Source organism: Nocardia sp. NPDC049190, assembly GCF_040648115.1.
Lineage (GTDB): Bacteria > Actinomycetota > Actinomycetes > Mycobacteriales > Mycobacteriaceae > Nocardia.
In genome coordinates this window covers 1-17,383 of record NZ_JBEZDE010000026.1, presented here as the reverse complement: position 1 = coordinate 17,383, position 17,383 = coordinate 1, and the positions used below count along the sequence as shown (strand labels likewise).

The following is a 17,383-nucleotide window of genomic DNA, read 5'->3' as shown; positions in this document are numbered from 1 at the left end:
GAACCGAGCGGTGACTTCGGCCGGTAACGCCGCCGAAGTATGAACAACCCGGCGTTACGGGGCATAGAGATGGATGGTGCTGTTGTGCAACAGGGTTGACATGGCGCCCAGCGTCGGTTGTCCGGAGAGCGGGAATCGACACGTCAGCAACCGGGCCGCGGCTGATACACGGGCCGGGCCTGGGACGCGGGAGATCCGGGGCGTCGGCTACGCGTTGCCGTGCGAACGGGCAGCTCTTTGCCGCGGCTTTGAAGTTCTATGAGCACTGTGACTCGGAATTCATACCGATAGAAACCCGATCGACAGCGTCTGTTGTACTCGAAAAGGAGAAACCCTCATCCTTCCCGGCTGCCTGGTTGCACCCGACCAGTACGACACAAAAGCCACCGGCGGTGCCAAAGCCATACACGGTCTACAGGCTGCGAGTCAGGGCTATGATGCGAATTCAGCCGTGCGGTCGAGTTCAGGTTCCAATAGGTTTCTTTTCCTGCATCTCGGCGGGTTCGACCGTCGGAGACCGTGCTGCGGGTAGCTCTACCGTCTGGCGTACTTCTGGGAATGTTCGACTCCGGAGTCCATCTCTTTTTCGTCCTTCTTGCCGATATCACGAGCCATACCGGTGGGAACGAGTACTTCGAACTTCGGCGGGTAACCAAATGTCAAAAAGAGGGTCGGCGTATGGCTTTCGACTCTTGAAACAGGTCGAAAAACCGACAAGGGTGGAAGTTGTGTCGATGACCACCAAAGAGCCCTGGTGGTGGTACGACCGAACGGGCAGCGGGAAATGCCACCGTCGGTGGGCGGGGATACCGGTCCACGGCGTCGTGGCGGGCGTCGACGTCCTTCGTCGTCGACATGCCGGTCTGCGAGCGACTGCCCCGGATCTGTGACTGTCGAGGGAGGTAGGTAACAATGGCACCTGATACGGCAGTGGTGCTCGATCGCGCGGGGCTGGATCGTCTGATCGAGGTTCTCATCGACGACGGTTACCGGGTTATCGGCCCGACCGTACGCGACAACGCGATCGTGCTCGCCGAATTGGCCTCGGGGCGCGAACTGCCCGCGGGGTGGGGGGTGGATTCCGCGCCGGGCCGATACCGGTTGCGCCGTCGCGAGGATGCCGCGGTGTTCGGGCACTCCGCCGGCCCCCAGTCCTGGAAACAGTTTCTGCATCCGCCGCACCGCACGCTGTGGACCAGCGACCCCGATGTCCACGTACAGCCTGCCGACGAACCTCCGACCAGGGACGCGTTCCTCGGGGTGCGCGGCTGCGACCTGGCGTCCATCGCCATCCTGGATCGGGTGCTCGGAGCGGGGGCCCATCCGGACAGCTCCTTCGCCCGAAAACGCCAGGGCCTGTTCGTGGTCGCGGCGAACTGCACCGAGCCGGGCCAGGTGTGTTTCTGCGTCTCCATGGGCACCGGCCCACAGGTGGGACCGGGATACGACATCGCACTCACCGAGCGTATCGACGAGCAGGGCCACCGGTTCCTGGTCGAGGTGGGTAGCGCCGCCGGTGAACGTGTCATGGCGCTGGTAACGGCTCGCTCCGCCACCGAAGCCGAGATATCCGATGCCCGGGCGGCCGTGGCCGAGGCTGCTAACAGGATGTACCGCGCGATGCCTGAGGTCGACCTGCCGACGTTGCTGCGCGAATCGCGCGAGTCGCCGCACTGGGAGGACGTGGCGAATCGGTGCCTGACCTGCGGCAACTGCACGATGGTCTGCCCCACCTGCTACTGCACCACCACCGAGGATGTCACCGACCTGACCGGTGAGCACGCCGAACGGCAACAACGATGGGTGTCGTGTTTCGAATTGGACTACTCCTACGTGCATGGTGGCAGCGTGCGGAAATCCGGCGAGAGTCGGTATCGCCAGTGGATCAGCCACAAACTGGGTACATGGCACGATCAGTTCGGCAGCTCCGGATGCGTCGGCTGCGGTCGGTGCATCGCGTGGTGCCCGGTCGGCATCGACATCACCGCTGAAATGTCGCGGCTCGCCGAACTCGCGGAGAGAGGCGCCGCGGATGGCTGACATCGGCGAGCTGTCGACTTTTCACCGACTCGCCGGGCTGAGCCGCGACGAACTGACCGTATTGGCGCGGATCGGCAAAGGCGTGTCCTTCCCGCCTGGGCAGCGGCTGTTCACCGAACATGCGCCGGCCGACCGCTGTTGGTTGATCTGCGACGGTCTGGTCCAGCTGGACGCGCAGATACCGGGACGCGGCGAGGAAGTGGTGCAAACACTCGGGCGTGGCGACCTGCTCGGATGGTCCTGGCGGGTAGCGCCGTACCGGTGGCATTTCGGGGCGAAGTGTATCGACGCGGTGACCGCGATCGAGTTCGATGCGCGGCAGTTGTCCGAACTGGTCGATCAAGATCCGAGATTCGGGCGCGCATTGACCACCGTGCTATTCGAGACCGTGTTGGAACGGCTGCAAGCCACTCGGGCCAGACTGCTCGATCTCTATCGCAACCCTGGTAAGGCCCGGACGTGAACGCCAACTTCCCGGTCGCATATCGCGTAACCCACCGCATCCAGCAGACGGCGGATACCGCGACGTTGCGGCTGCGCCCGGTCGACGCCACGTTGCCGCCGTTTCTTCCGGGCCAATTCATGATGCTCTATGCGTTCGGCGTCGGCGAAGTCGCCATTTCCATCAGCGGCGACCCGAGCCAGCAGGATGGCACCCTGGAGCACACCATCCGTGCGGTGGGACCGATCAGCCGTGCGCTGCACGACACTCCGCCGGGCGGACTGATCGGCGTGCGCGGGCCATTCGGTACCGACTGGGGACTGGAAGCCACGGTTGGCCGAGACCTGATCATCGTGGCAGGCGGCCTCGGGTTGGCCCCGCTGCGTCCGGTGGTGCTCGCCGCAATAGCAGCGGGAAATGATTTCGGCCGGGTCAGCCTGGTCACCGGCGCCCGCACGCCCTCCGACATGTTGTTCCGCGACGAACAGGAAAAATGGATGGCCGACGGAGCGCTGGAGGTCCACCAGACTGTCGACCGCCCGACGGAGGGGTGGCGCGGCCGAGTCGGGTTCGTTACCGAACCTACGGCACACCTGACTATCGCGCCGGACCGTACCACCGCGTTCCTGTGTGGCCCGGAGCCGATGATGCGGTTCAGCGCGGAGACATTGCTCCGTAAATCCGTGTCGGCCGCCGATATTCGAATGTCCTTGGAGCGCAACATGCAATGCGGAACCGGGCTGTGCGGTCACTGTCAGCTCGGTCCGCTGCTGTTGTGCCGGGACGGTCCGATCGTCGATTACGTGACAGCCGATCCCCTGCTCACGGTAAGGGAGTTGTGATGAGTACAGCGACTTTGGCGGTCTGGAAGTTCGCGTCATGCGATGGCTGCCAGCTCACCGTGCTGGATTGCGAAGACGAGTTGCTCACGCTTGCGGACCGAATCCGGGTTGTGCATTTCCTCGAGGCCTCCAGCGCAGTGGTGGCCGGTCCCTATGACGTATCACTGGTGGAGGGTTCCATCACCACTCCCGACGATCTATGGCGGATCCGCGAGGTGCGCGACCAGTCGAGATTCCTGGTGACGATCGGAGCGTGCGCGACACACGGAGGTATCCAGGCACTGCGCAACTTCGCTGACGTCGCCGAATTCACTTCGGTGGTGTACGCGAGCCCGCAATATATCGACACGCTGGCTACTTCCACCCCGATCTCGGCGCATGTCCCGGTGGACTTCGAGTTGCGTGGCTGCCCCATCGACCGCCGCCAACTGCTCGAGGTGCTGAATGCGTTTCTGGCGGGGCGGGCCCCGGACATACCGAATACCAGCGTCTGTACCGAGTGCAAACGCCGCGGCCTGACCTGTATCACGGTCGCCGAGGGAATCCCGTGTCTGGGACCGGTCACCCATGCCGGATGCGGTGCTCTATGTCCGGGCGTGCATCGCGGCTGTTACGGCTGCTTCGGTCCGATGGCGACCCCGAACCTCCGCGCGCTGCTCCCCCAGCTGGCCGAAAATGGCATGTCCGACAGCGAAATCAACCGGATTTTCAGCACTTTTGCAGTCAACGCACCGGAATTCGCGCAGGGAAACTCCGAGCATGAGCAACCGCATTAGGCACCTCCAGGTCAATTCTCTGGCCAGGGTGGAGGGTGAGGGCGCGCTACGCGTCGTGATCCGGGATGGCGAAGTCGAGGCAGCGGAGCTGAGCATCTACGAGCCGCCCAGGTTCTTCGAAGCGTTTCTGCGTGGCCGCGCGTACACCGAGCCACCGGACATCACCGCACGGATCTGCGGGATCTGTCCGGTGGCGTACCAGACCAGCGCCTGCAACGCGCTGGAGCAGGTTTGCGGGGTGGAACTCGATCCGCCGCTTGCCGCCCTACGCAGACTCTTGTACTGCGGCGAGTGGATCTCGAGCCATACCCTCCATATCTATTTGCTGCACGTGCCCGATTTTCTCGGCTATCCGGATGCGATCGCCCTGTCCCGAGACCACCGCCACATCGTCGAGAAGGGGCTGGCGCTGAAGAAGTCGGGAAACGCCCTGCTCGAGTTCATCGGCGGGCGCGCCATCCATCCGGTCAACGTCCGAATCGGCGGCTTCTACTCGGTGCCGAGGCGCGCCGAGCTGGCACCGATGGCCGAGCAACTACACCGCGCCCTCGATTACGCGATCGAGACGGCCCAGTGGGTGGCGGGATTCGAGTTCCCCGATCTGGAATTGACCCACGATCTGCTGGCCGCATCCGATCTCCACCGGTATCCGATCGACCGCGGTGATATCCGAACCAGTACCGGCGCCACCTTCCCAGCCGCGGAATTCTCCACGCATGTCGTCGAGCACCAGGTACCGCACTCCACGGCACTACATGCCCAGCTCGACGGCCGTCGATACCTCACCGGACCACTCGCGCGATACTCGCTGAACTCTCAGCTCCTGTCGCCGACGGCGCGACAAGTCGCCAGTGCGGCCGGCCTCGGCGCGGAGTGCCGCAATCCTTTCCGCAGCATCGTTGTTCGCGCGGTCGAGGTGGTGTACGCGATCGACGAGGCATTGCGGCTGATCGACGAATACCACCATCCACAACGCCCAGCGGTGCCGGTGACGCCGGCTGCGGGCGTCGGGCACGGAGTCAGCGAGGCACCACGTGGATTGCTCTATCACCGATACGAACTGGACGCCGGCGGCATCATCCTCGATGCCACCATCGTGCCGCCGACCTCGCAGAACCAGCCCGCCATCGAAGACGACCTCCGGCGGGTTGTCGCGGCTAACAAGGACCTGGATGACGCCATGCTGACCTCGCTGTGCGAACGTACCATCCGCAATTACGATCCTTGCATCTCCTGTTCGGCTCACTTCCTCGATATGGAGATGGTGCGCCTGTGACTCCGCCGCACCCTGGCGCCGTGGTTATCGGCCTGGGCAATCAGTATCGCGGCGACGACGCTGTCGGTCCGGCGGTGGTGTCGGAACTCCAGCGCTACCGGCTCCCTGACGTGGAGCTGATCCTCAGCGACGGCGAACCCGTCGGTTTACTCGAGGCATGGAGTGGTGTCGATCTCGCGATCCTGGTGGATGCCGTCCTGCGTGAACCATCCGATCCGGGCCGCATCTGGCGTTCGACCGTAGACAATCTGCATGGGGTGACCCACAGTGCGAGTACGCATACTCTCAGCGTCCCCGAAGCCCTTCTGTTGGGGCGAGCGCTCGACCGAGTCCCAGGCAAACTTATCGTCATCGCGGTCGAAGCCGCCGACCTCGATTACGGTCTGGGTTTGTCCGCTCCGGTCGCAGCCGCCGTACCACGAGTTGTCGAAACCGTCTTGGACGAGCTGACTGCGATGAAGATCGACTCGATCCGGCCATAGCCATCCGCTGATCGAGGTGATCCACCACGTCATCGACCGCTATGGCCGACGCAATCCGGCTAGGGAAGCGTCCAAGAGGATTCGCTGCTCGGCTGCGGCGACAGCACTGCGAACGTGGGACGCCACGTCAGGGTTGACCGAGATCGATGTGATGCCCATGCCCACGAGGCTCGCGGCGTATCCGGGGCGGGTCGAGGGCGCCTGGCCGCACAGCGATGATGTGAGGTCGTGGTCGCGGGCAATGCCCACGATGCGGGAAATCGCGTCGAGGACGGCCGGGTCCGACTCGTCGAACATTTCCGCGCACGACTGTGAGTCGCGGTCGACACCAAGCACGAGCTGGGTCAGGTCGTTGCTGCCGATGGAAACGCCGTCGATGCCGAGGCCGGCGTACTCGGGGAGCCAGTACACCACTGACGGCACCTCGGCCATCACCCACCGACGCAATCCGCGGCTGTGCCCGAGCGGACTCGCATCGACGAGATCCAGGCACTGCTCCAGCTCCCACCTAGTGCGGACGAACGGGAGCATCAGATGAATATTCGGGGTCAGTTCGCGTGCTCGGGCCAATGCCGCGAGCTCCAGGGCGAACATGTCCGGTTCGTGGATGTAGCGGAAGCAGCCCCGGTAGCCGATCATCGGGTTGTCCTCAACCGGCTCGTAGTCCGCTCCACCTGTCAATCCACGGAACTCATTGCTGCGCAGGTCCGTTGTCCGATAGATCACTGGCCGCGGCGCAAACGCCGCGGCAATGCGCCGCACTGATTCCGACATCGCGGCGACGAACTGTTCCTGTTCGCCTCGGGCGATCAGGTCGCGCGGATGCCGACCGCCGAGCGCCTGGGTCAACATGAATTCCGCCCGCAGCAGCCCGACGCCGTCCACGTTCTGGGCCGCCACGGTTTCGGCGGCATCCGGCATCGCCAGATTGACGTAGATCTTCGTTGCCGTGACGATCGGCGGCTCGGCATCGGCAAGGTGCGGCTGCGCCACCTGGACGGGCTGCGCCAGCGGATGGCTGCCGGAGAACACCCGGCCCGCTCCCCCATCGACTGTGACGACCTGGCCATCGACGAGATCCGACGTGGCAGAGCGTGTCCCGACGACGCAAGGTACACCGAGTTCGCGCGCGACGATGGCAGCGTGGCAGGTGGTTCCACCACTGTCGGTGACCAGCGCGGCGGCCCTGCGGATCGTCGGAACCCAGTCCGGCGTGGTCATCGCGGCAACCAAGACCTCTCCGTCGCGCAGGCGCGACCCCTCGGCCGGACGCGAAAGGATGCGGACCGCTCCGGAGGCGATACCTGGCGAGGCGGCCAGACCCGCCGCCAGCTGGGCACCCGCCGGGACCGGCGTCGTGGCTGCCGGGGGCCGGTCGATCGTGGTGATCGGGCGCGCCTGGACCAGCCAGATCCTGCCACCGTCATCGATGACCCATTCCACATCCTGCGGTCTGCCGTAGTGCTTCTCTCCGGCGATCGCCAGCCGAGCGATGGCTTGCAGCTCGTCGTCCGTGAGGACCGAGCGATCGTCCCCGGCTCCAACAAGTGCGATCGACCGATCGCCGCCGCTGTCCCCGCGGACGATCTCGAATTCCTGATTTCCGCGATGCGCCTGCAAAATCCGGAGATCATCCTTGACCAGCACATAGTGATCCGGCTCGACCGCGCCGGAGACTACTACCTCGCCCTGCCCGCGCGCCGCCTCGATCACCACCCGGTTCCGCTCACCCGTGCTCGGGTCGGCGGTGAATGCCACGCCGCTTCGTTCGGCGGACAGCATGATTTGCACCGCCACCGCCATCGCGGGCTCACCCGCGAATCTCCGCTCGGCCCGGTACGTTTCGGCCCTCGGGCTGAACAGCGACGCCCAGCAGCGCTGCACCGCGTCGAGCAGTGCGGCGATACCGGAGATATTCGTGAACGTCGCGTTCATTCCCGCGAACGACGCCGATGCGCTGTCCTCGCCAGTCGCCGACGACCGGACTGCGACCACCGCCTCAGCGCTGTCGGTACCGAGTCCCTGATAGGTCAGCGTGATCTGGTCGGCAAGATCGGGCGGCATGCCCGCTTTGGCCACCAGCGCCCGCAGCTGCTCGCAGTGCCGCGCGAGTGCTTCGCCGTCACCGACCGCAGCCAACGCCCGGCGATGCTCGGCGGCCAGCTCGTCCGCGACTCCACCGCGGCGCATCGCATCCAGATAGCCGTCGCGGAGAATGATGAAACCAGGGGGCACGGGTAGCCCGGCCGACGTGAGCTCACCGAGATTGGCGCCCTTTCCACCCGCCTCGACTTCGTCAGACAGCCGGATGGCGGAAAGATCGCGGACAACCTCTCCGGGTCGCCGCACATCCGACGCTGCAGTGTTCGTGTGTTGCTCAGCCGGCTCCGCTGTGTCCATGGGTCGACTATGTTCGCCTGACCACCGTGGATACAGAGGCCAACGCCTATGGATGCCGGGCATACCGTCTGTCACGGCAGGGACCAATGGCCCTGCACAGCGGTATGGCCTCCGAACTGACGAAAGTCACCGATCGTCTCTCATTTCGGCTCTGTCCACTGCAGTTTTGCGGCTCTAACGTCGGGTCTCTCAGTCAACGCGAACGAGAATCCGCGGCGAGAGGGACGGACATGCGCACAGCTGTTGCCCATGAATTCATGTTCGACACCCGCCACCACCGTCGGCGGGCATATTGCGGCGGAGCAAAACGCCGTCGACTGGGTCCGCGCAGCCGCTTCCGAGCTATCCGATCCCTGCCAGGTGTGATGTAACCGTGACACAAACGCGATCCGTGGACGACACGACGTTCGAGGCCGCCGTTATCGATCCGACCGAGCATCTGGATCTGCTCCTTCGCGATCTCCGAAGTGCCAGATCTGGGCTGTCCACCCGAGAAGCTGAGCGCCGCCTGCTCCACCTGGGCCCCAACGCGCTGCGCCGCCGCGGCGGCGTCCGCTGGCCGAAGGAACTGGCGCAGCAGTTCACACATCCTCTGGCGTTGTTGCTCTGGGCGGCCGCCGGTCTGGCCTGGTCGGTGGGCATCGCACCCATCGCGATCGCGATTCTCATCGTGATCGTGGTCAACGCCATGTTCGCCTTCGTGCAAGAGCGGCACGCCGAGCATGCCGTCGAAGTGCTGGCGGGCTTCATTCCTCTGCGCGCGAATGTCATTCGGGACGGACGGCCGCGCACGATCGATGCCGGCGACTTGGTGCCCGGAGACGTCCTGGTCATCGCGGAGGGCGATCGGATCTCGGCGGATGCCCGGCTGCTCGATGGTGGCATCGAGGTCGACATGTCGACTCTCAATGGGGAGTCGATGCCCGCATTTCGGTCCGCCGACCTCATCGATACGCAAGAGCCGTTGCTTCGTGCTCGGGATGTCGTATTCAGCGGCACCACCTGCACGGAGGGCACGGCCAGGGCGGTGGTGTTCGCCACCGGAATGAGGACCGAACTCGGGCGGATCGCCTCACTGTCGGAGCGTGTGGAGCGCGACGAGAGTCCACTCGAGGCACAGATCCGTCGTGTCGCCTGGCTGATCGCGCTGATCTCGGTTCTGCTCGGCGCCGCGTTCATCCCGTTGGCGACGCTCGGCGCCGGGCTGTCATTCCTCAACGCGGTGATCTTCGCGGTCGGTCTACTGGTCGGCAACGTGCCGGAGGGACTGCTGCCGGTCATCACCTTGGCCCTGGCCATCGGGGTGCGCAAAATGGCCGATCAGGGCGCGGTAATCAAGCGCCTCAGCGCCGTGGAGACGCTCGGCTCGACCGAAGTGATCTGCACGGACAAGACGGGCACGCTGACCGAGAATCACATGCGCGTCACCACCATCCACACTGTGGCCGGTCGGATCGACCTCACCGGTGCCGGTCGGGGCGATAGCCTGAACGACTCGGCCTCGGCTCGACTGACTGCCGCCATGACAGCGTGCAATAACGCCCAGATCGATGACGACGGCCCGGCCACCGGCGACCCGACCGAACTCGCAGTCATGGCGGCGGCGATCGTTCTCGGCGCAACCCTGGACACCGCCGATCGACAGCGATCGCGGCGCAAACAGTTTTCCTTCGATCCGATACGCAAACGCATGTCAACCGTCGATGAGTACGGCGGGCTCCGGTGGGTGCACACCAAGGGTGCCCCGGAATCCGTGCTACCGCTGTGCGTGGCCGAAATGGATACCGACGGCACCGATCGCCCGCTGACACCGACACGGCGAAACGAATTGGCCCAACTAGTGGATGCTCAGGCGGCCAATGGCTTACGTGTGCTGGCTACCGCGGACCGTCGCCTCGCACCGACCCAGGCCATGCCGGAATCCAGCGCCGCCGCCGAGCGGGGCCTGACCCTGCTCGGTTTGCTGGCGATAGTGGATCCGCCGCGTTCGGAGGTGCCCGACGCCGTTGCGCAATGCTATGCCGCGGGGATCCGGATCATCGTCATCACCGGCGACCACGGCCTGACCGCCGCAGCCATCGCACGCCAGGTCGGCATCGTCCGCGGCGAGCCCACCATCGTCACCGGCGACGAACTCGACCGGATGAGCGAGCCCGAACTGGACGAATTGCTCTGCGGACCTGCGGAATTGATCTTCGCACGGTCGTCACCCGAGGCGAAGCTGCGGATCGCCGACGCACTGCGCGGGGTCGGGCGGGTGGTCGCGATGACCGGGGACGGCGCCAACGACGCTCCTGCGCTACGCCGAGCCGATATCGGGATCGCGATGGGCCGCTCGGGCACCGATGTAGCACGGGAAGCCGCCACGATGGTGCTCACCGACGACAATTTCGCGAGCATCGCCGCCGCTGTCAATGCGGGACGGCGTGTCTACGACAACATCCGTAAGTTCATTTTCTACATCTTCGCGCACGCCACCCCCGAGATCACGCCATTCCTGGTGTTCGCTCTCTCTGGCGGCGCCGTGCCGCTTCCGCTGACCGTCATGCAGTTGCTCGCCTTCGATGTCGGTACCGAGACAGTGCCGGCTCTCGCGCTCGGTCGCGAACCGGCCGAACCGGGTCTGATGCAACGGCCGCCCCGCAAACGGAACGAATCGGTGATCCGGCCTGCGATGTTGTTGCGTGCCTGGCTGTTTCTCGGAGTCATATGCGCGGTACTCGCTATGGCCGGCTTCTTCGCTGTGCTCTTGGCCGCCGGTTGGCGCCCCGGTGACCCCACCGAGGCGGGCGCGCCGTTGCATCATGCCTACCTGCAGGCCACCACCATGACTTTCGTCGGCATCGTCGCCGGCCAGGTCGGAACCGCATTCGCCGCCCGCACCGAACGTGTCGCACTGCGTACGGTAGGTGCGTTCTCGAATCCATTGCTGCTGTGGGGCATCGCGTTCGAAATCGCCTTGACTGCGGTGATCGTATACTTTCCGCCGATCCAGGATCTGCTCGGCACCGCAGCGCTGGAACCATGGATGCTGGCCATCGTGGCTCCGTTTCCACTCATCGTTTGGGGCGCGGACGAACTGCGGCGGCTGCTGGTGCGGCGGCTCGCGGCCACAACGGCCGAAGCGCCTCAGCCAGCGCCCATTCGACATCTGGCAACCGTGGCCGACGGCACTACCTCGATAACATTCGACCGCACAAACCGAGGATTCAACGACCAGGAGCGAGCCATATCGGATGACGACACCGTCACCGAAACAAATCCGTAGATCGTGGACGGCGATCTGCGCGTACCACCGATCTGGTTGACTACAACCAGATCCTGGCCGTGTGCCGCCGGCCGGGTGCGACGAGACGACGGCGCCGAGTGGCGGCTGCAACTTCGGGTGTAGCGGTCGACCGGGCATCTCCGACCGGCCGAATGCCGATCGAACCGCGGTCCGATTGCTACATTGCGTCGAATCCACGTAAAGATCGCGGACACAAACTCGCGCACCCGGACTCGGCACTGCGGCGCAACGTTCACTGCGGTGTTACGCAGCCTCGGCATCAGCGAGGGCTGTCGGATATTCGTCTACTACCTTGATCGGCATCGCGCGTCGCCTGGGCGTGATCGAGGAGTCGGTCGATGGCCTGCTCGACCGACTCGGCAAGCACGGCGATGTCGGGTGTGGTGTCGAAATCGCCGGTAATACCGAATGTCAGCTGATCGCTGTAGCTCAGTATGGCGATGCCGGTGCGCAGCCGCATCGCGATCGGCACGTAGGCCAGGATTTCCAGCACCTCCCGGCCGTAGAGATACAATCGACGCCGAGGCCCAGGCACGTTCGTCGCCAAAGCGGCGATGCCGTGCTGGGGAAATCGGGAAACTAGCCGGAAAGTCCACGCGATCGGCGCAAAAGGCAGCCAATCGGCCAGCGTGAGTATCGCGCTCGCGGCCGACGCCTCGCCCCTGGCCTTGTGCCTCGACATCCGCTCGTGAACCGTGGCCAGCTGCCCGACCGGGTCGCCGATATCAACCGGGAGCACCGGCAGCATGAGCGAGATCCGGTTGTCCAAGAGGTATTTCGCGTGCGAGGCACGGACCGACACCGGTGCCAGAATCCGCACCTTGTCCGCGGTGGGTTCCTCGCCGCGCCGCAAGAGTATCGACCGGAAGGCCGACGTGACGGCGGCCAAGGCCACGTCGTTTACCGTCGCGCCGAATACCGCACCGATCTCCTGGACCGTCGACAGCGACGTCCGTGCCACGGCGTAGCGGTGTTGCCGTCCGATGGGACCGTTCAACGACGACACGGGGGCTGGCCGCACAGTGGACAGTGCCAGCGGCGCAGCAGCGCGCACGGTCTGGGCCACGATTCGTGGCGCGTCCACCGGAAGCCGCAGCATGTTCACCGCTAGCGCGCGCCAGTCGAACGAACTGGCGGCCGGGGCTGCGCGGGGTACAGTCTTATGGTCGGAGCGCGGATCGCATAGACGCTCGAATAGGGAGATTCCCGAGACGCCATCGACCATACTGTGGTGGGCCTTCACGATCATCGCCCAACGATCACCGGCAAGCCGTTCGACGACCACGCATTGCCACAGTGGGTGGTCGCGGTCGAGGCGTTCCTCCATCACCTCCGCGATCAGCTCACAGAGCGTGGGCTCGTCGCCGGGTTCGGGCAGTGCCATCCAACGGAGATGGTGCGCCAAATCGAAATTCGGGTCGTTCACCCAGACGGGTGCGGTGAGATCCCACAGGGTGGTCCGTACCTTCTGCCGGAGCCTGGCATCCATCGTCAGCCGCTTCGCCAACCCCGCTGTGAACTCAGCGCGCCGGGGAGGTGGTCCGGCGACGATCGCTACCGCGCCGATCCCGACACTCACATGCCGATCGGTGTCCTCCAATTCCATGAATCCCGAGTCCAATGGGTTCAGTTCGGTCATCGCGGATCTTTCATCTCGACGTCGTGGACGCCGGTGCCTGGTCGGCCACGGCCGCTACCTGCTCCCATTCTCGATCGACCATGGACGCGGCGGCAGGTGCGAAGGCACTCTGTCCGCAGGACGTTGGGCCTATGGTTCCCGGAGGCCAGCAGCGAGAACAGGGTCGGAGGTCCCGCCAGAACGTGCGCAATGACTGTGTCGGCGGCGCCACCCCGCCTACGACACTGAACGGTATGACCGCCCGTGATGCCTCTGGCGTACCCGACGTGCCGGACCATCCGACCATGCTGGCAGCGATACGACTCGGCTGCCGCGCACCGTCGGTGCACAACACCCAGCCGTGGCGCTGGGTATTCGACGGCGCCCGCCTCCATCTCTACAGCGATACCGACCGGCAATTGTCGATGGATCCGCATGGGCGCCAACTCATGATCAGCTGTGGCGCCGTGTTGCATCACGTGCGAACCGTCTTCGCCGCCTACAACTGGCATACCGACACCGTGCGTCTGCCCGATCCCAGGCAACCGCGGCACCTCGCGGCCATCGAGTTCCATCCGTGGCCCGACCCACCCGCGGAGGTGCGCGCCCGCGCCGACGCGATCGACCACCGCTACACCGACCGGCTTCCGATGCTCCGGCCTGACGGCTGGGACGATCTCGTGCCCGCATTGCGAAGACTGGTGGCGCCACACGGCATCGAACTCGACGTCCTCGACGACAGCGTCAGGTCCCGGCTGGTAGCCGCCTCAGAGCAGTCCACGGCGCTGCGCCGTTACGACATGCTGTATCAGTCCGAATTGCACTGGTGGACCGGACATACCAATATGCCGGAGGGGATTCCTCCGTCGTCACTGATCTCGGAGGCCGAATTCGCCCGGGTCGGCGTCGGACGTACGTTTCCGTCGGTGCCGCGCTCGATGCGACGCGATCATATCCAGGACCAAGCCTGTATTGTGCTCTTGAGCTCGAACGGCGATACCCTGCGGGAGTGGGTGCACACTGGGGAAGCGTTGTCGGCTGTCCTGCTCGAATGCGCCGCGGCGAGCCTGTCCACCTGTGCGCTCACCCACATCACCGAGGTGTCCTCGGGTCGGAAGCTGTTGGCCAATTTGGTCGCGCGCGCAGGATTCCCGCAGGTGCTGCTGCGCGTCGGTACGGCGCCCGACGCAGACGAACCCACGCCGACCCCACGCAGGTCGCTGACCGACGTGTTCACCGAACACCGGGACTAGGCTCGCTGCCCTCCCTATTCGCATGGTCCGTGTTCGCGCGCGCCAAAGTGAACAACACCTCGTCCTCTTGGGCGAAGTGCAGTGTCAGAACCGCGTCGAGTCCATACAGCGTTGCGCGCAGGTCGGGCACCTGATCGGCGGCAATGCTGTGCGGAGCGTCATCGAGATGGCGGTGGATCCGCTCGACCAGACGCTCGATCTCGGTGTGCTCCCGACTCATCGTGACCAGCGCTTCAGGATCGTCCAGGTAGTTCGATAGGGCGGGATAGAGTTCGGCTTCCTCGGCGTGCTCGTGGGGCACGACGTACTCGGCGAGCAGTTCGAGCGCACGGCGGACCGCGGCGTCGGCGATCGGTCCCGGCCCGTCTCCCAGTGCGTCGGCCGCATCGCGTACCGACGCGCGTGCGGCGTGCAGCCCCTCGTGCTCGCGCGCGAAACGCGCCACGAGTGGGTCGATCGACGCGGTATCCCGACCTCGCCCTACCCGTAACGCCCGCAACGCGTTCAAGATCACCGCGACGTCGATGCCCTCCTGGACCAACGCGCCCACTGCCGGCACGAGCAAGCCGAAGGCCGCCGCGACCATGGCGCACAGCGACAGGAGCATTCCGGCCACGGCGCTCTGCACCGCCAACCGGTGCGCGCGCTGAGCGATCTCGACCGCATCGGCGAGCCGACCGATCCGATCGTCGACGATCACCGCGTCGGCGGCCTGCGCCGCAGCGGTCGACCCGCGCGAGCCCAGTGCGATACCGACGTCTGCCGCAGCCAGTGCGGGAGCGTCGTTCACCCCGTCACCGACCATCACTGTCACGCCGCCGCGACGCTCGGCACGGATGGCCGCGATCTTGTCGGCTGGGTCAGCGTCGGCGACTACCTCGGTGAGCCCGAGCATGCGTGCCACCTCTCTCGCGTTGTCGACCCGGTCACCGGTGAGCATGACCAGCCTGTGCAGGCCCGAAGTACGCAACCTCCGCATGGTGCGGGCGGCGTCCGTGCGAATGCGATCACGCACCAGCAGGGCAGCGACCGGCTCGTCGTCGACCGACACCCAGATCACGCTCGCCAGGTCCAAACGGGCGCGGCGCAAAGCAACATCGGCCCACGCGGCAGGCTCGGCGCTCTCCGGCAATCGGCCCACACTCACCCAGTGGCCCTCCACCCGACCTCTTGTTCCACGGCCGGGTCGCTCCGAAATGCTCTCCGCGACAGCGGGGTCCAGCCCGCGCGCCGCTGCCGCAGCAATAACCGCCGCAGCCAGCACATGCGCCGAATACTGTTCGACAGCGGCGGCCCGCCGTAGTACGGCGGGCACGTCGGCGTCCGGCGCGGCGACGACATCGATCACCTCGGGTCGCCCGATTGTCACCGTGCCGGTCTTATCCATCGCGAGACAGACCGCGCGGCCGAGCGTTTCGAGCGCGGCGCCGTTCTTCACAACCACCCCCGCCCGAGCCGACCGCGACATCCCGGCGGTGATCGCTACCGGGACAGCGAGCAGCAGCGGACATGGAGTCGCGGTGACCACCACGGCGACCGCTCGCACGGCGTCGCCCGTAATGACCCATGCGATACCCGCAACGGCCAGCGCAACAGGCAGGAACCATACCGCGATCCGATCGGCAAGCCGCACCACGGGGGCGGCCGTGGCGGCCGCCTGCCCCGCCAATGTCACGATCCCGGCGTAGGTGCTCTCGGCGGCAGTGGCCCGAGCCCGGATATCAACCGCACCACCCGCGTTCACCACACCGCTACGGATATCCGTGCCGACGTCGCGAACCACGGGTACCGGCTCCCCGGTCAACGCCGACTCGTCGAACACGCCCTCCATGATGAGAACGCCATCGACGGGAACGGTTTCTCCGGGCAGGACGACTACCGTGTCACCCGTTGACACCGCCGCCGCCGCGACCGTCTCGATGCCATCGGCCTGCCGTAGATGTGCCTGGACGGGTGCGCGCCGCAACAGCTCCGAGAGGTCGTGACCAGCCCGGCGGCTCGCGTACGCATCCAGCACCCGTCCCGTCGCGACCATCAGAGCGATGAGCGCGCCCGCGAAGTATTCGCCGACGAAGGCCGCTCCGACGAGGGCTACGAGTGCAAGCATGTCCGCGCCGTATCGGCCTCTACGCAGATCCGCCCACACCCACATCAGGGTAGGAACCACGGCTACGGCCACGGCCGCGAGCCACAGCAGGTTGGCGGCCTGCCACCCTGGCAACCACGCAGCCAGTCCCCCAGCGACGAGCACGGCGATTATCGACGCCAATGCCGCCTCCGGGTAACCACGCCATCGCATACCCCAGCGCATCACCGCCCCGATCGACTCGATGACAAATCGCATGACTCAGTACCTCACTCCGCGTACAGGGCGAGAGTTCGACCGAGCGCGGCCCCTCTCCGGCCTGTGGCTGCCCAGTTCATGTGCTTCATAGTCCCGCCGGTGTGTCGTGCGGCACAGGAGACAAAGCCCTCACCCCGGTGGCCATTCGGCACCGCTCGTCCTGTGTGCTGAAATCTTCCACCATTCGACTTCCGCTGACCTCCTCGCCGACCACGACCGTGTGGCGGGTAGCGCGACAGCTAGTGTGTCGCGCCTGAAATCAGGCAAGTAAGTTGATATTTTGTTTGTGTGTCGCATCGTGGACCTTCTGCTGTTGAGATCACGCTGTCCGATGGCGAGCGTGCCGAGCTTGTGCGCAGGTCGGGGTCGTTGGACCGGCGTGAGGCCGAACGGGCGTGGATTGTGCTGGCCTGTGCTGAGGGTATGTCGAACGCCGGTGTGGCCCGGGATCTCGGTGTCGCAGTGGGGACGGTGGCGAAATGGCGGGGCAAGTTCGCGACCCATCGGTTGGATGGGTTGGCCGACAGTGGTCGTGGCGGTCGACCGAAATCCGATCTGGTGTTGAGCGATGCCGAACGCGCGCAACTGATTTCGTGGTCGAGGCGGGCCAAGACCGCTCAG

The 17,383-nt window shown here is 65.4% G+C and carries 12 protein-coding genes; 9 read left to right on the top strand and 3 right to left on the bottom strand.

The window, feature by feature from the left end; all coding sequences use genetic code 11:
• The first annotated feature begins 912 nt into the window (after positions 1 to 912).
• Genes AB0B25_RS21795 through AB0B25_RS21770 form a run of 6 tightly spaced genes read left to right on the top strand, consistent with a single transcriptional unit; the run spans position 913 to position 5,858 of the window.
• The gene (locus AB0B25_RS21795; RefSeq protein ID WP_357182374.1) at positions 913 to 2,040 is read left to right on the top strand and encodes a 4Fe-4S dicluster domain-containing protein; all 1,128 of its coding nucleotides are present in this window, start codon (positions 913 to 915) and stop codon (positions 2,038 to 2,040) included.
• Positions 2,033 to 2,503 carry a cyclic nucleotide-binding domain-containing protein gene (locus AB0B25_RS21790; RefSeq protein WP_357182371.1) on the top strand — a complete coding sequence of 157 codons (471 nt, stop codon included), beginning with the start codon at positions 2,033 to 2,035 and terminating at the stop codon, positions 2,501 to 2,503. The genes AB0B25_RS21795 and AB0B25_RS21790 overlap by 8 nt, the downstream gene beginning before the upstream one ends.
• On the top strand, positions 2,500 to 3,324 hold the full coding sequence (locus AB0B25_RS21785; RefSeq protein WP_357182369.1) for an FAD/NAD(P)-binding protein: 825 nt from the start codon (positions 2,500 to 2,502) through the stop codon (positions 3,322 to 3,324). The genes AB0B25_RS21790 and AB0B25_RS21785 overlap by 4 nt, the downstream gene beginning before the upstream one ends.
• The gene (locus AB0B25_RS21780) at positions 3,324 to 4,100 is read left to right on the top strand and encodes an oxidoreductase (RefSeq protein ID WP_357182367.1); all 777 of its coding nucleotides are present in this window, start codon (positions 3,324 to 3,326) and stop codon (positions 4,098 to 4,100) included. Before AB0B25_RS21785 ends, AB0B25_RS21780 begins: the two co-directional genes overlap by 1 nt.
• Positions 4,084 to 5,376: a Ni/Fe hydrogenase subunit alpha gene (locus AB0B25_RS21775; RefSeq protein ID WP_357182364.1), complete on the top strand. Its 1,293-nt coding sequence runs from the start codon at positions 4,084 to 4,086 to the stop codon at positions 5,374 to 5,376. Before AB0B25_RS21780 ends, AB0B25_RS21775 begins: the two co-directional genes overlap by 17 nt.
• Positions 5,377 to 5,396: 20 nt before the next feature.
• Entirely contained in the window at positions 5,397 to 5,858 is a 462-nt protein-coding gene (locus AB0B25_RS21770) for a hydrogenase maturation protease (protein ID WP_357182362.1), read from the top strand.
• Positions 5,859 to 5,897: 39 nt separating this feature from the next.
• Here AB0B25_RS21770 and ppsA read toward each other — a convergent pair whose 3' ends face one another.
• Positions 5,898 to 8,258, bottom strand: a complete 2,361-nt coding sequence (gene ppsA, locus AB0B25_RS21765; RefSeq protein WP_357182359.1) for a phosphoenolpyruvate synthase — start codon at positions 8,256 to 8,258, stop codon at positions 5,898 to 5,900.
• Positions 8,259 to 8,631: 373 nt separating this feature from the next.
• Here ppsA and AB0B25_RS21760 point away from each other — a divergent pair, with 373 nt between their 5' ends.
• Positions 8,632 to 11,526, top strand: coding sequence for a cation-transporting P-type ATPase (locus tag AB0B25_RS21760; RefSeq protein ID WP_357182356.1), 2,895 nt, complete (start codon positions 8,632 to 8,634; stop codon positions 11,524 to 11,526).
• 280 nt (positions 11,527 to 11,806) lie between these two features.
• Here the strand turns inward: AB0B25_RS21760 and AB0B25_RS21755 are convergent, their stop codons facing one another.
• Positions 11,807 to 13,186 carry a wax ester/triacylglycerol synthase family O-acyltransferase gene (locus AB0B25_RS21755; RefSeq protein WP_357182354.1) on the bottom strand — a complete coding sequence of 460 codons (1,380 nt, stop codon included), beginning with the start codon at positions 13,184 to 13,186 and terminating at the stop codon, positions 11,807 to 11,809.
• 233 nt (positions 13,187 to 13,419) lie between these two features.
• Between AB0B25_RS21755 and AB0B25_RS21750 the strand changes: the two genes are divergently transcribed.
• The gene (locus AB0B25_RS21750) at positions 13,420 to 14,418 is read left to right on the top strand and encodes a hypothetical protein (RefSeq protein WP_357182351.1); all 999 of its coding nucleotides are present in this window, start codon (positions 13,420 to 13,422) and stop codon (positions 14,416 to 14,418) included.
• On the opposite strand, the gene AB0B25_RS21745 is transcribed toward AB0B25_RS21750, so the two are convergent.
• The gene (locus AB0B25_RS21745) at positions 14,399 to 16,762 is read right to left on the bottom strand and encodes a heavy metal translocating P-type ATPase (RefSeq protein ID WP_357182350.1); all 2,364 of its coding nucleotides are present in this window, start codon (positions 16,760 to 16,762) and stop codon (positions 14,399 to 14,401) included. The genes AB0B25_RS21750 and AB0B25_RS21745 overlap by 20 nt on opposite strands.
• 288 nt (positions 16,763 to 17,050) lie before the next feature.
• On the opposite strand from AB0B25_RS21745, the gene AB0B25_RS21740 reads away from it, so the two are divergent.
• Positions 17,051 to 17,383, top strand: a 333-nt coding sequence (locus AB0B25_RS21740) for a helix-turn-helix domain-containing protein (RefSeq protein ID WP_357182347.1), incomplete at its 3' end; no start/stop codon positions are given.